The sequence below is a fragment of the Thiorhodospira sibirica ATCC 700588 genome, assembly GCF_000227725.2.
Taxonomy (GTDB): domain Bacteria; phylum Pseudomonadota; class Gammaproteobacteria; order Ectothiorhodospirales; family Ectothiorhodospiraceae; genus Thiorhodospira; species Thiorhodospira sibirica.
The window spans coordinates 368332-381597 of sequence record NZ_MU255056.1; the positions used below are offsets into that span (position 1 = coordinate 368332).

Genomic DNA, 13266 nt, shown 5'->3' on the forward strand with positions numbered 1-13266 from the left:
GGAATGCGCGAGATGCCGATGACCCCAGAGCGCTATTGTCAGGAAAAAGCAGCACGCAGCGGTTCCAGTTTTTATTACAGCTTTTTGTTTTTGCCAGAGCCGCAGCGTTTGGCAATTACGGCCCTGTATGCCTTCTGCCGTGAAGTCGATGATGTGGTGGATGAAGCCAGCGAGGCCGAGGTGGCCAAATTAAAACTGGCCTGGTGGCGCCATGAAATTGCCAGGGCCTTTTCCGGGGAGCCGTCGCATCCGGTGACGCGGGCCTTGCAGACGCCGATCCAGCGCTACCATTTGCCGCTGGAATATTTTCAGGAGATCATCGACGGGATGCAGATGGATCTGGATTATCAGGTCTATCCGAGTTTCAAGGAGTTATCTTTATATTGTTACCGGGTGGCCAGTGTGGTCGGCTTGTTGTCGGCAGAAATTTTTGGCTATCAGGACCGCAACACTCAAGCCTATGCCCGCGATCTGGGCATGGCGATGCAGTTGACCAATATCTTGCGGGATGTGCGCGAGGATGCCCATCGTGGCCGTATCTATATTCCCCTGGATGAGTTGCAGCGCTATCAACTGAGTATCAGCGACCTGCATCAGGGCAAAACCACCGATAATCTCAGGGCCTTGTTTACCGCACAGGCGGAGCGGGCGCGAGCGTATTATGCGCAAGCTATGGCGCACCTGCCACGCCAGGACCGCTATGCCCAGCGGAGCGGCTTGATCATGGCCTCGGTGTATCAAAGCCTGCTGGCCGAGATTGAAGCGGATGGCTATCGGGTTTTGGAGCAGCGCATCAAACTCACACCCTTGCGCAAATTGTGGATTGCCTGGCGGACCGCCCGTCAGGAATCGCGTCTCCATCGGCAATTACTCAAAACAGGTCAGCATACATGACACCATGCCACGACAGCCCCTCCTCGGTGCTGATTATCGGTGCTGGCTGGGCTGGCTTAAGTGCTGCGGTTACACTGGCCCAGCAAAAGATTCCGGTCACCGTGCTGGAGGCGGCGTTACACCCGGGCGGGCGGGCGCGCGGGCTGGAGATGAACGGTGTGCGGGTGGATAACGGCCAGCATCTGCTGATCGGGGCTTATGAGGCCACCCTGGCGATGCTGCACACCCTGGGCATGGATGAGCGTAAAGCGCTCTTGCGCATGCCGCTGGATCTGACCATGCGCTCCCCGCGCCAGGAAGGGATCAATCTGGCCAGCCTGTACCTGCCAGCACCGCTCAATCTTGCCTTTGGTTTACTGCGCACCTCGGGCATCCCGTGGCCGGAGCGTTTTGCCGCCTTGGTTGGCCTGGCGCGCCTGATGCGTTGGCACAGCCCCCAGGATTTACCGGTCACGACCTTATTGCGGCATCACAAAATCCCCACGCGACTGATTGAGGGCATTTTCAATCCCTTATGTCTGGCCGCGCTGAACACCCACCCCGATATGGCCTCCGGGCAATTATTTGCAACCGTTCTGCAGGCCAGTTTCAGCCAGCGGCGGCGCCATTCCGATCTGCTGATTCCACGGCTTGATTTAAGCGCGATGTTTGTAGATCCGGCACGGCGCTTTATTGAGCAGCAGGGCGGCCGCTTGCTGACCCGCGCCCGCGTGCGCGCTCTGGATTATCAGGCGGAGCGCGGCTATAGAGTAGTGCTTGATGACGGCGAATTTAGCGCCCCACAGGTGATTTTGGCAACGCCTGCGCATATTACCCAGAGCCTGTGTGCGGGCCTGCCTGCCCTGCAAACCTGGGCCACCAAATTAAAACATTTAGACGATGAGCCGATTTGTACGGTGTATCTGCGCTATCCGGAAAAAACCCGCATGACACCGACGTTTATCGGCATGCTGGAAACCACCGGACAATGGCTGTTTGATCGGCGCCTGACCGGCACCCCTGGCGTGATGGCTGTCGTCATTTCAGCCTCTGGGGCGCACCTGCACCTGGACAATAGCGCCCTGATCAAGCAGATCAAGGCCGAGTTAAGCCTGTTTTATCCGGATTGGCCTGAGCCGCTGGATGCCTTTGTGATCCGCGAAAAGCGGGCCACCTTTCGCGCCAGCGTCGGCTGTGAACGCTTTCGCCCCAGCCACCAAATGCCCCTGCCCGGTCTGTGGCTGGCGGGTGATTACATCCAGACCGGTCTGCCGGGCACCCTGGAAGGCGCTGTTTTGAGTGGATTGCAATGCGCCAAGAGCATCGTTAACTCGAAAAATTCATAATAAAATCATGACATTGGTAGACGTGCTGCAATAGGCATTATCCTACAAGGCTTTAAGCCAGAAAAACATCTGTTTTGAAGATTCGCTGGGCTCATCCAGATCGCGCCAGCTGAAACGGGCAGACAGCTCAGCATGGCGCCGATAACCGCGTTTCTCCCAGAACTGATGCAACGGGACATAATCCTTGGGGCGGCGTGGATGATCGGCGGGGCGTTCAACCGCACAAAACGCGCTCCAGCTGAAACGCTGCAAAGCCCTGGCATGTGCTTCGCGTTCAGCGAAAAAACGCACTCCGATACCGCGCCCACGATAGGCATTCAGCAACACGGATTCGCCCAGATAAAAAATCGCGCCGGGATCATAGCCGTGTTCGATAAAAGGGGCGATGACATTTGCCGTTTCATGTGCCAGCGGCAGGGCGGTAGACGCCCCCACAATCCGCTCACCATCACGGACAATCACCACAACACTATCCGGTGATTGTATGTAGGTCTGCAGATAACGCGCCTCATACTCCGTATCGCCATCATACAGATAGGGAAACTCGCGAAATACCTCAATGCGTAACGCGGCCAACTCAGAAATATAGGCCCTGATGCCGTCGTTGGTATAGCGTTGAATCGTCAGTGCAGTAGACATTCTATATCTGCCTATGGATCAGCGCCCGGCCTTAAAACAGACTGGCCAGACGGTAGGTCAGTGGGAGGGTGACAAAGGCCAGCAGCGTAGTCAGGGTGACGGCGGCGGCGTACAGCGCACTGTCCAGGCGATAACGATCACATAACACCAGTCCAAGCACCATCGCAGGCATGGCCGCTTCAAGCACCACCGCAATTAATACCTCGCCCTCCAGTCCTAAAAAATGCGCCGCAAACCAGGCAAACAGCGGCTGAATTGCCAGCTGAATCAACACCACCGGCAACAAAAACCGCAGATATTCCATCCGCCATGTGCGCCATACCAGCGCCAGGCCCAGAGAAAACAGCATCAAGGGAATGACGCCATTGCCCAGCATGGTCAGCCAGGACTCAAACCACGGCAACAGCGGCACGCCGCTGAGATTGAGCGTCACGCCCAAGGCCGCCGCCCACAAAGACGGCACGCGCAGCAGGGTGGTCAGCGGATTGACCTGCGCCGCACCGTCGCCCATGCGGCTGGCCACCAAAATGCCCACCGTCAACAGAATCGGAGTACAGGCAAACAGATCATATTGAATGGCGACAAAACGCCCCAGATCGCCAAACAGGCTTTCCAGCAAGGGCAAACCGAGATACGTGGCATTGGGAAAAGCCGCCGCCAGAATCACCGTCCCGGTAACCCGACGCTGCGCCTTGCAAAATCGACAACTCCCCCACGCCAATAGCATCGCCAGCACCACCGACAAGCCCGCCACCACGGCAATGCGCCAGGATTGCCCATCGAGCGGCGCCTGCCACAACACCACCAACACCAAGGCCGGCAGCAGCAGAAAATACACCAGCGTGGTTAATACCTGACGGGTGGTGTCAGCATCCAGACCACCGGGTTTGAGAGTACGCCAGATCCATCCGCACAGGATCAGCGCACCCATTTGACTGATAATGGAAAGCATCGTATCGGAAGGGAAAGGGAAACGGGCTGCGAGTATAACAGCCCGTCAACAGGCTGACATCCTGGGAACGCCGAGGTATCACTCGGCAGCTTGGCTTGGAGCACCGCTCACCAGAGCGGCATTAAAGATGTGGCGGCATTTTCCAGATGCCGCTTCAAAAAAAGCGACGGCTAGAAGCCGCCGCCAATTCGTGCGTAGCTGGTGTGTGGCGCTCCATAATCATGCGGAGCGGATGCTCCGCGCTCCCAGGGGTGAATTTTTGCCGCTTTTATCAATAGAATGCTGTAGGTCTGCTACACTTTAGCCACGATTTGATCTTAAACGTAGCGAGCAGGGTTGGTGTATTGCGGTGACTGGTAAGCCATCATCTTCTAGTGTCGCACCCCGCCGAGGGCTGTGGTGGCGGTTGCGTCAATATGCCGTGTTGGTGCGTTTGCACCGACCGATCGGCATTTTTTTATTGCTCTGGCCGACCTTGTGGGCCTTGTGGATTGCCGCCGAAGGGGTCCCTGATCTGCTGGTGCTGGGGGTCTTTGTGGCCGGGGTGGCGCTGATGCGCTCGGCGGGCTGTGCGATTAATGATTATGCCGACCGTGATATTGATCGGCATATCCGGCGCACCCAGCAGCGCCCGCTGGCCCAAGGTGAGCTGGCGCCCTGGGAGGCGGTGGCAGTGTTTGTGGGGTTGAGCCTGATCGCCTTTGGGCTGGTGTTGCTGATGAATCCGCTGACCATTGCCTTGTCGGTGGTCGCTGTTTTATTGGCGCTCAGTTATCCTTTCATGAAGCGTTACCATCATTTGCCGCAGGTGCATCTGGGGGCCGCCTTTGGCTGGGCGGTGCCGATGGCCTTCAGCGCCCAGACCGGGGAGTTTCCGCCGCCGGTGGCATGGCTTTTGTTTGTGGCTACGCTGTTATGGGCGACGATTTATGACACTATGTATGCGATGGCGGATCGCGATGATGATCTCAAGATCGGCGTGAAATCCACGGCGGTGCTGTTTGGCGAGGCGGATCGGGCTATTCTGGCGGTGTTGCAGGGATTGTTGCTGATGGCGCTGGTGTCGGTGGGTCAACAGGCGGGTCTGGGATGGCCTTATTATCTGGCGGTCAGTGTTGCCGGTATTTTGGCGCTATATCAGCAATATCTGATTTATGATCGTCAGCCACAGCTTTGCCTGCGGGCGTTTTTAAATAACAATTGGTTGGGTGCGGTTGTTTTTGCCGGGCTGGTGTTTGATTATGCCTTGCCGCGCAGTGCTATCTGATTTCTTAAACCTCTTTGCAACTCAAGGAGATTGGGCTTGAAAACCATTTTGTTGGTGGATGACTCCACAACTATCATTCTCAGTGTGAGTGAAATCATTACCAAGGCAGGCTATAAGGTTGCCAAGGCCTGTCATGGCGTTGATGCCCTGGGGCAGATCAAAAGCGGCGTCAAACCCGATTTGATTATCACTGACCTGAATATGCCGCAGATGAATGGCATTGAATTTATCCGTGAGGTGCGCAAACTTCCGGGCTTTCGTTTCACGCCGATTTTGATGTTGACCACTGAATCACAGCAGGCCAAGCGCATGGAGGGCAAGGAGGCAGGAGCAACCGGCTGGCTGGTCAAGCCAATTTCCGGGCCGGATTTGCTCAAAACCATCAAGCAGGTTTTGCCGGGTGCTTAGGGCGTGTCTCCTCACTCAATGGACACAACGACAGCACGCACGTCGCCACCCGGCGATGAGTTTATTCATTCGGGCTATCGCCAGCTGTCCCTGGCGCGGCGTCATCTGATTTTGAGCACAGTGCTGGCGGCCTCGGTGATCTGGTTTTTGCAGTATTTTACCGCCGATTTTCTGGCCTGGCTGGCGCAGTATTTGGGGATCAGTGCGCGATTTGTCAGCGCCACGGTGATCTCCGCAAGCTTTGTGGTGGTGGCCTTTGCGATCAGTTATCTGTTTATGCGCTCAAGCCTGGGCGCTTTGGGGGAACTGGCCAGAAGTACCACCAGCACCTTGCATTATGTCGGCCAGCTGGAGGAAAAATGCAGCGTCGTCAGTGAATGCCTGGAAGACAGCGCCCAGCTTGATGAGGTGTTCAGCCGTAATTTGCAGCGGGTGATTGAGGAAACCGAACAGGCCTCGGTGGATATCGTCAAACGGGTGCAACAGCTGGATAGAATTGCCTCGGAACTGGTCGGTTATCTGAATCGCGCTGATCTGGACACCACCGATATGCAAGATGAGATCCAAAAAAGCACCGACATCATCGAGCGCATTGGCCAGTTTATGCAGCGTTTGCCGGAAAAAATCGAGGAAGACCGGCAGAGTATGCGCGCCATTGTCGATGAAATCAGTCAGATGGATGGCATGGCCGAGGTGATCAAATCCATCAGCGAGCAGACCAATTTACTGGCGCTCAACGCGGCGATTGAGGCCGCCCGCGCGGGTGAACATGGGCGCGGTTTTGCGGTGGTAGCGGATGAGGTGCGTACCTTGGCGGTGCGTGCGACCCAGGCGGCAGAAACCATTCAGCATACGATCAAAAGCGCGCAGCAAACGGTGTATGTCAACTTTGAAAAAGGCACTGACCGCCATGCGCAGGAGGAATTGCGCGAGGCCTCCTCGGTGCTGGAGTCGATTCACCGCCTGCAGGAAAGCTATGAAGACATGAAGCAGTTTTATAAAACGCTGCTTACCGTCACACGCCAGCATAACAGTGATCTGGCAGAACAGATTGTCAATGCACTCGGGTCTTTGCAGTTTCAGGATATCGTGCGCCAACGCCTGGAGCGCATGCAATATGCACTGACGCAGCGCGATATCGCCTTGCGTCGTTTAGCCACTGAAGTCACCGAGCCGGGCTTATTAAACATGGATAATTTTGCCATTCTGGCACAACTGAATCAGGAATACGAAAGGGCGGAAAAAAGTCATGGCATGGACGATGCGCAAGACGACGGCCCACCAATCCAGCTTTTTTGATCCTTAAAGTGATTTGAATCAATGACTATGAAACCTGATGCCTTTCAACGTGTATTGGTGGAAATCTTGCACAGTCAGCATGATCAGCTTGTGAATCGCTGGCTGTCTGAGGTGCATGCCGATGAGTCGCCGCCGGGCAATCTAAGCGGCAATGCCTATCGCGATCTCTTGCGCCAGCATGCTACCCGTATCCTGCAAGAATTAGCCCAAACCTTAAGCGACAATGCCCACGACTGGCGCCTGGAGTACTATCCGCATTTTTGCCAGGTACTGCGTGAAATCAGCGCCCAGCAGGCCAAGCAGGGCTTTTCCCCCACCAAGAGCACCCATTGGATCCTGGGGCTGAAAAAAGCCCTGCAGGTGGCGTTAAACGAACAGCTCGTCGGACAGGGCGAGGCGCTGATGCTGGCCATTAAGAGCCTGGATCAGATTGTTGACAGCATGTTGGTGTTTGTCATCAATTCCTTTGTTGAAGCCCGCGAGAAGGTCATCTTGCAGCAAAGCATCGCCTTGATGGAGCAGTCCATCCCGGTGGTGCGGGTGTGGAACCGCATCTTGATGATGACCCTGATCGGGGTGATCGACACCCAGCGGGCGCGCCAATTAACCGAACGCCTGCTGGAAAATGTCTCCAAAACGGAGGCTTTGGTGACGATCATTGATGTGACCGGGGTGCCGGTGCTGGATACCAGTGTGGCCGGGCACTTATTGAAAACCATTGCCGCTGCAAATATGCTGGGCACCCAGGTGATCATGACCGGTATCAATCCCGAAGGCGCCCAAACCCTGGTTAAACTGGGTATCAACTTTCCCGACATCACCACCCGCGCCACCTTGCGTTCCGGGCTGGCGGAGGCGCTGCGCATGATCGGTTATCAGGTGATTCCCCTGCAGCAAGGCACGCATTGATGAGAATTCCCATCCTGAGACTGGGTAATATCCTGCTCACCTCCATTCAGGTCGATCTGACCGATGAGGATGTGATGCTGTTTCAAAATGATGTGGTCAACGAGGTCTCGCGCACCGAGGCGATGGGCCTGGCCATTGATATCACCGCCCTGGAAATTGTCGATTCCTTTATGGCGCGGGTGATCAATGATACGGCGAATATGGCGCGATTGCTGGGCGCTGAGGTAGTGGTGTGCGGGATTCAACCCACTGTGGCGATGACCTTGGTGGAAATGGGGCGGGGGCTTTTGGGGGCACAAAGCACCTTCAATCTGGAGCAGGGCCTAATTGTGCTGCGTCAGCGGATTGTACAACGCGCGGATTTATGGGCCTTCGACGACGATGAGCGAAGCCGTGACCGGCCATTCAATTTTTAGTATTGAGATCACTGATCCCAGTGATGTCGTCAGTGCGCGCAGCAAAGCGCGTGAAATCGCTGCCGGGCTTGGCCTGGGTAGCGCAGATCAAACGCGGCTGGCCACCGCCATCTCCGAGATCACCCGTAACGTCATTCAATATGCCGGACCAGGCGGCGGCGTGTGCCGTTTATTTGATGAATCGGATAATGAATGGATTCGTATTCGCATTGAGGTCGAGGACTGGGGCATTGGCATCACCGATGTCGTTGCTGCCCTGCGCGATGGCTATTCCACCGGCGGCGGTCTGGGGGCGGGGTTGCCCGGTGCCCGGCGCTTGATGGATCAGTTTGATATCCAGTCACATCCGGGCTGCACCAAGGTGGAGATGAGCATGATCCGCCGCCGACATCACGGCTAAGGCGCAGATGGCCACGCTTAGGTAAACAACTGGCTGACCTGTTGCAATAAGGCCGCGTCTTCATCCCAGTGCAATTCCGGGTCGGCGGCGGTGCAGCCCAGGCGGCGCAGGGCGGGGATCTCGGCGCGGTTAAGCCGGGCCAGTGGGTGGTTTGCATGGGCGCGGTAGCTTTCGATGTTGGCGGCCTGCACAATATCCACATAATCAATCGGCGCATCAGGCCCCGGATCGCGTTGCAGGCGGTCATGTTCAGCCGCGACACTCACCAGTACCGGGGCAAAACGCCAGGCATTCAAAATGGCCTTGCCCAGCGGCGCATGCACCGCGCCGATGATCGCCGCAAGACTGGCCTCATGCTGTAAAATCGCCTCGTGATCTTTGGCCCGGTCGAGAATGGGGATAATCCCGACATCATGCACCAGGCCCCCCAGTAGGGCTGTTTCCGGGTCAAGATGCGGATAGCGCAAGGCCAGCAACATGCTCAGCATCGCCACCTCCACGCTATGACTCCACAAGGTTTCCATGCGACGGAGAATCCCCTCATGACCGGTGTCAAAAACCTCTTTCATGGCCAGCGCCAGTAAAAGGTGCTTGGTTTTTCCCAGCCCTAAGCGGGTGATGGCCGATTTGATCGTGCTACAGGGGCTCACCCCGCGAAACACCGGGCTGTTGGCATAGCGCACCACCCGCGCCGCCATTGAGGCATCACGCATCACCAACGCAGCCACATCGTCGATGGTGGTATCGTCACAATTGACGGTAAACAGGGCCTGCACCGAAATATCGGGTAAGGTCGGCAGGCGCAGGCGCTGGCTGCGCATATCCTCCCGCAAACTGGCCACAAACAGGTCTACCGTATGTTTCAGCGATTGCTCAGTATTCATTTTTCAAGCGTAGCCTTAGCCGCCGTATGAAGCAAGTAGCCATTATGCACTCAGATCATGATTGGATGACGCGGGCCTTGCGCCTGGCGCACACCGCCGCCGCCCACGGCGAGGTGCCCATTGGTGCGCTGCTGCTGGATTCCCAGGGGCAGCTGCTCGCCGAGGGTTTTAATCAGTCCATTGCCCGGCATGATCCCAGTGCCCATGCTGAAATCGTGGTGTTGCGGGCCGCCGGTGAGCAGCTGCAAAACTACCGGCTGCCGGGCTGCACCCTGTATGTCACGCTGGAGCCGTGCCTGATGTGTGTGGGGGCGATGATTCATGCCCGCATTGCGCGTCTGGTCTATGCGGCTTATGATCCACGCACCGGTGCCGCCGGTACGGCCTTTGATGCACTGCGCTTACCCATCCATAACCACCGTCTGGAGGTATGCAGCGGTGTGATGGCGGCCCAAAGTCAGGCGCTGTTACAGGATTTTTTTCGCGCCCGGCGCCAGCGCAGCGCTCGCCCAAGCGCCTGAACACGCGGCACCCTGCGTATAGATGCATTCCTCTGTTCACCGCTTTTCCAAGGTATCCATTTTTCATGCATAAATGGCTTTCGCTATCTGCCCTGATCATCATCCTGGATCAACTCACCAAATGGTTCGCCGAGCGCACCTTGCCCCTGTTTGAGCCGGTTGCCATCCTGCCGTTTTTGAATTTCACGCTGGTGTACAACACCGGCGCGGCCTTCAGTCTGCTCAGTCAGGCCGGTGGCTGGCAGCGCTGGTTTTTTGTGAGCCTGGCGCTGGTGGTCAGCGTGTTCATCATCGTCTGGCTCAAGCAGCTCAAACCCGAGGAACGCCTGACCGCCACCGGGCTGGCGCTGTTATTGGGCGGGGCCATCGGCAATCTGATTGATCGGCTCTGGCATGGCAAAGTCATTGATTTTATTGATATGCATGTGGCGGGTTATCACTGGCCTGCCTTTAATATCGCCGATGCTGCCATCAGCATGGGGGCGGTGTTGCTGATTATCTGCAGCCTGATCGGCATTCATCGCGAACGCCAGCAAGGAGATGATACCGATGCACCACGCTGATACCGCCCGCCGCCTGATCCTGGTCGATGGCTCCTCGTATCTGTACCGCGCCTTTCATGCCCTGCCGCCCTTGCGCACCCGTCAAGGCCAGCCCACCGGCGCCATCAAAGGGGTGATTGCGATGCTGCGCAGCCTGCGCGCCAGTGATCCTGCGGCCTTGATGGCGGTTATTTTTGACGCCAAGGGCAAAAATTTCCGCCACAGCCTGTATCCCGATTACAAGGCACAACGTCCGCCGATGCCCGATGAGCTGGTGGCACAGATTGCCCCCTTGCAGGAGGTCATTGATGCGATGGGGCTGTTGCGTCTGGCGGTGCCCGAGGTTGAGGCCGATGATGTGATTGCTACGCTCACCACGCAGGCTCTCCAGCGCGGACTGGAGGTACTCATCTCCACCGGCGACAAGGATCTGGCCCAGCTGGTCGGCCCCAGGATCAGTCTGCTCAATACCATGAGCGATGAACGTCTGGATGAGGCCGGGGTGTGGCAAAAATTCGGGGTCAGTCCGGCGCAAATCGTTGATTATCTCAGCCTGATTGGCGATAAAGCCGACAATATCCCTGGTGTGCCTAAGGTCGGCCCGAAAATGGCCAGCAAATGGCTGGCCGAGTATGGGAGCCTTGAGGGCATCATTGAGCACGCCGCCGACATCAGCGGCAAGGTGGGGGAGAATCTGCGCGCCACCCTGCCGCAATTGCCGCTGTACCAATCGCTGATCCGGGTCAAGACCGATCTGCCGCTCGACATTGACTGGACACGCCTGGAGCCCGGCGCAGCCGATCAACCCCGCCTGCGGGAATTATTTACCGCGCTGGAATTCAAAGGCTGGCTGCAGGCCCTGCAGCAGGAAGATCATGCGGCGGATACCGCGCATAACGCCGCGCAGCCGGGACCGCGTAGTACCCGCGATGCACCGTCTGCAACAGCCGTACAAGACCTTTTCGGCGCGGAGCCTGGCGCTCCCCATGCGCACTATGTCACCATTACCGACGCAGCCACTTTACAATCATGGCTGGACAAACTCGTCCAGGCCCCGCTGTGGGCACTGGATGTCGAAACCAGTGACCTTGACCCCATGCGCGCCGAGCTTGTCGGCCTGTCCTTTGCTGTCACCGCAGGCGAGGCCGCCTATCTGCCGCTGGCGCATCGCAGCCTGGAGGGCGTTACCCAGCTCCCCCGCGAGGCCACCCTGGAACGCCTGCGCCCCCTGCTGGAAGACCCCCAATACGCTAAATTGGGCCATCATCTGAAATACGACGCGCAGGTTTTGGCCAATCATGGCATCACCCTGGCCGGGATCACCCATGACAGCCTGCTGCAGTCGTACCTGCTCGACAGTCAGGCCCATCGTCACAGCCTGGATGTCCTCAGCGAGCAGCATCTCCAGTACCGCACCCTGCATTATGAGGAAGTCACCGGCAAAGGGGCCCGCCAGATCCCCTTTGCCGAGGTACCGCTGGAACAGGCCACCCGCTATGCGGCTGAAGATGCTGATATCTGCCTGCGCCTGCATCAGCACCTGTGGCCGCAGCTGTGTACACAAGCCGGTCCACGGCGGGTCTACGAACAGCTGGAAATCCCCCTGATTCCGGTACTGGCGCGCATGGAGCGCCACGGCGTGTATGTGGACAAGGCCCACCTGCAAACCCAGAGCCGCGCCCTGGCCAAACAACTCACCGCCCTGGAACAAGAGGCTTTTGCCCTGGCGGGTGAACCCTTTAACCTGGCCTCGCCCAAACAGATCCAGCAGATTCTGTTTGACAAGCACGGCCTGCCCGCAAAACACAAAACCCCCAAAGGCCAGCCATCCACCGCCGAGGAAGCCCTGGAAGCCCTGGCAGAAGACTACCCGCTGCCCGCAGTGCTGCTGGCGCATCGCCGCCTGGCCAAACTCAAATCCACCTACACCGACAAACTCCCCGGCTTTATCCACCCGCGCACCGGACGTATTCACGCCAGCTATCAACAGGCCGTGACCTCCACCGGACGCTTATCCTGCAGCGATCCCAACCTGCAAAACATCCCGATACGCACCCCACCGGGACGGCTGATCCGCCAGGCCTTTACCGCACCACCGGGACGCCTGCTGCTGGCAGCGGATTATTCGCAGATCGAGCTGCGCATCATGGCCCATTTATCGCAGGATTCCGGCCTGCTGGCCGCCTTTGCCGCTGGCGAAGACATCCACCGCGCCACCGCCGCCGAAATCTTTAACCGCCCCTTGGAACAGGTCAGCGCCGAGGAACGCCGCGCCGCCAAAGCCATCAACTTCGGCCTGATCTATGGTATGTCGGCCTTTGGGCTGGCCCGCGAGCTAAAACTAGAACAAAGCGCCGCGAAAGACTACATGGCGCGCTATTTTGCCCGTTATCCGGGGGTGCAGGCGTATATGCAGGCCAGTCGCGAACAGGCGCTCAGCCAAGGCTATGTAGAAACCCTCTTAGGGCGGCGGCTGTATCTGCCCGACATCCGCTCCCGCAACGCCCAGCGCCGCGCCCAGGCCGAACGCCTGGCGATTAACGCCCCCATGCAAGGCAGCGCCGCAGACATCATCAAAGCGGCCATGCTGAAGGTAGATACCTGGCTGCAACACAGCGGCTTTCCGGCAATGATGATCATGCAGGTCCACGACGAACTGGTTTTTGAAGTCCAGGCCGAACAGGCCCAGGCCCTGGGAACCGCCGTCAGCCGCCTGATGAGCGAGGCGCTGACATTACACGTCCCGTTGCTGGTTGATATCGGCATTGGGGAAAACTGGGACGCCGCCCATTAACGCCACGGCATCGAGC

The 13266-nt window shown here is 57.7% G+C and carries 14 protein-coding genes; 11 read left to right on the top strand and 3 right to left on the bottom strand.

The annotated features are described in order from the left end of the window. Positions 1–18 precede the first annotated feature (18 nt). Both hpnD and hpnE read left to right on the top strand, forming a co-directional pair. On the top strand, positions 19–894 hold the full coding sequence (gene hpnD / locus THISIDRAFT_RS01835) for a presqualene diphosphate synthase HpnD (RefSeq protein WP_040851422.1): 876 nt from the start codon (positions 19–21) through the stop codon (positions 892–894). Next, positions 891–2219 (top strand): hydroxysqualene dehydroxylase HpnE, encoded by a 1329-nt coding sequence (gene hpnE / locus THISIDRAFT_RS01840; protein WP_006786273.1) that lies wholly within the window; start codon positions 891–893, stop codon positions 2217–2219. Before hpnD ends, hpnE begins: the two co-directional genes overlap by 4 nt. Before the next feature lie 42 nt (positions 2220–2261). Here hpnE and THISIDRAFT_RS01845 read toward each other — a convergent pair whose 3' ends face one another. Both THISIDRAFT_RS01845 and THISIDRAFT_RS01850 read right to left on the bottom strand, forming a co-directional pair. Beyond that, the gene (locus THISIDRAFT_RS01845) at positions 2262–2858 is read right to left on the bottom strand and encodes an N-acetyltransferase (protein ID WP_006786274.1); all 597 of its coding nucleotides are present in this window, start codon (positions 2856–2858) and stop codon (positions 2262–2264) included. A gap of 31 nt (positions 2859–2889) precedes the next feature. Continuing rightward, on the bottom strand, positions 2890–3810 hold the full coding sequence (locus THISIDRAFT_RS01850) for an AEC family transporter (protein WP_006786275.1): 921 nt from the start codon (positions 3808–3810) through the stop codon (positions 2890–2892). Between the two features lie 406 nt (positions 3811–4216). Here THISIDRAFT_RS01850 and ubiA point away from each other — a divergent pair, with 406 nt between their 5' ends. From ubiA to THISIDRAFT_RS01880, 6 genes are read left to right on the top strand one after another with little or no spacing between them, the layout of a single operon-like run. After that, positions 4217–5077, top strand: coding sequence for a 4-hydroxybenzoate octaprenyltransferase (gene ubiA, locus THISIDRAFT_RS01855; RefSeq protein ID WP_006786276.1), 861 nt, complete (start codon positions 4217–4219; stop codon positions 5075–5077). Between the two features lie 36 nt (positions 5078–5113). Beyond that, complete coding sequence (locus tag THISIDRAFT_RS01860) at positions 5114–5485, top strand: response regulator (protein ID WP_006786277.1); 372 nt, start codon at positions 5114–5116, stop codon at positions 5483–5485. A gap of 18 nt (positions 5486–5503) precedes the next feature. Then, positions 5504–6784: a methyl-accepting chemotaxis protein gene (locus THISIDRAFT_RS01865; protein WP_006786278.1), complete on the top strand. Its 1281-nt coding sequence runs from the start codon at positions 5504–5506 to the stop codon at positions 6782–6784. A 21-nt stretch (positions 6785–6805) separates the two neighbouring features. After that, a complete protein-coding gene (locus tag THISIDRAFT_RS01870; RefSeq protein ID WP_083824552.1) occupies positions 6806–7693 on the top strand; it encodes an STAS domain-containing protein in 888 nt (295 codons plus the stop codon). Further along, positions 7693–8109, top strand: a complete 417-nt coding sequence (locus tag THISIDRAFT_RS01875) for an STAS domain-containing protein (protein WP_006786280.1) — start codon at positions 7693–7695, stop codon at positions 8107–8109. Before THISIDRAFT_RS01870 ends, THISIDRAFT_RS01875 begins: the two co-directional genes overlap by 1 nt. Continuing rightward, the gene (locus THISIDRAFT_RS01880) at positions 8087–8509 is read left to right on the top strand and encodes an ATP-binding protein (protein ID WP_246585305.1); all 423 of its coding nucleotides are present in this window, start codon (positions 8087–8089) and stop codon (positions 8507–8509) included. The genes THISIDRAFT_RS01875 and THISIDRAFT_RS01880 overlap by 23 nt, the downstream gene beginning before the upstream one ends. Positions 8510–8526: 17 nt before the next feature. Here the strand turns inward: THISIDRAFT_RS01880 and THISIDRAFT_RS01885 are convergent, their stop codons facing one another. Then, entirely contained in the window at positions 8527–9393 is an 867-nt protein-coding gene (locus THISIDRAFT_RS01885; RefSeq protein WP_006786282.1) for an HDOD domain-containing protein, read from the bottom strand. 44 nt (positions 9394–9437) lie between these two features. Here THISIDRAFT_RS01885 and tadA point away from each other — a divergent pair, with 44 nt between their 5' ends. The 3 genes from tadA (at position 9438) to polA (ending at position 13250) form a co-directional block, all read left to right on the top strand. After that, a complete protein-coding gene (gene tadA, locus THISIDRAFT_RS01890; protein ID WP_040851426.1) occupies positions 9438–9914 on the top strand; it encodes a tRNA adenosine(34) deaminase TadA in 477 nt (158 codons plus the stop codon). A 65-nt stretch (positions 9915–9979) separates the two neighbouring features. Then, a complete protein-coding gene (gene lspA / locus THISIDRAFT_RS01895; protein WP_006786284.1) occupies positions 9980–10477 on the top strand; it encodes a signal peptidase II in 498 nt (165 codons plus the stop codon). Beyond that, the gene (gene polA, locus THISIDRAFT_RS01900) at positions 10464–13250 is read left to right on the top strand and encodes a DNA polymerase I (RefSeq protein WP_006786285.1); all 2787 of its coding nucleotides are present in this window, start codon (positions 10464–10466) and stop codon (positions 13248–13250) included. The genes lspA and polA overlap by 14 nt, the downstream gene beginning before the upstream one ends. Positions 13251–13266: the final 16 nt, after the last annotated feature.

Coding starts and splice junctions, on each gene's coding strand:
- THISIDRAFT_RS01845 (WP_006786274.1), bottom strand. CDS start 2,858: ATGTCTACTGCACTGACGATTCAACGCTATACCAACGACGGCATCAGG.
- lspA (WP_006786284.1), top strand. CDS start 9,980: ATGCATAAATGGCTTTCGCTATCTGCCCTGATCATCATCCTGGATCAA.
- hpnE (WP_006786273.1), top strand. CDS start 891: ATGACACCATGCCACGACAGCCCCTCCTCGGTGCTGATTATCGGTGCT.
- polA (WP_006786285.1), top strand. CDS start 10,464: ATGCACCACGCTGATACCGCCCGCCGCCTGATCCTGGTCGATGGCTCC.
- THISIDRAFT_RS01885 (WP_006786282.1), bottom strand. CDS start 9,393: ATGAATACTGAGCAATCGCTGAAACATACGGTAGACCTGTTTGTGGCC.
- THISIDRAFT_RS01865 (WP_006786278.1), top strand. CDS start 5,504: ATGGACACAACGACAGCACGCACGTCGCCACCCGGCGATGAGTTTATT.
- hpnD (WP_040851422.1), top strand. CDS start 19: ATGACCCCAGAGCGCTATTGTCAGGAAAAAGCAGCACGCAGCGGTTCC.
- THISIDRAFT_RS01850 (WP_006786275.1), bottom strand. CDS start 3,810: ATGCTTTCCATTATCAGTCAAATGGGTGCGCTGATCCTGTGCGGATGG.
- THISIDRAFT_RS01870 (WP_083824552.1), top strand. CDS start 6,806: ATGACTATGAAACCTGATGCCTTTCAACGTGTATTGGTGGAAATCTTG.
- tadA (WP_040851426.1), top strand. CDS start 9,438: ATGCACTCAGATCATGATTGGATGACGCGGGCCTTGCGCCTGGCGCAC.
- THISIDRAFT_RS01875 (WP_006786280.1), top strand. CDS start 7,693: ATGAGAATTCCCATCCTGAGACTGGGTAATATCCTGCTCACCTCCATT.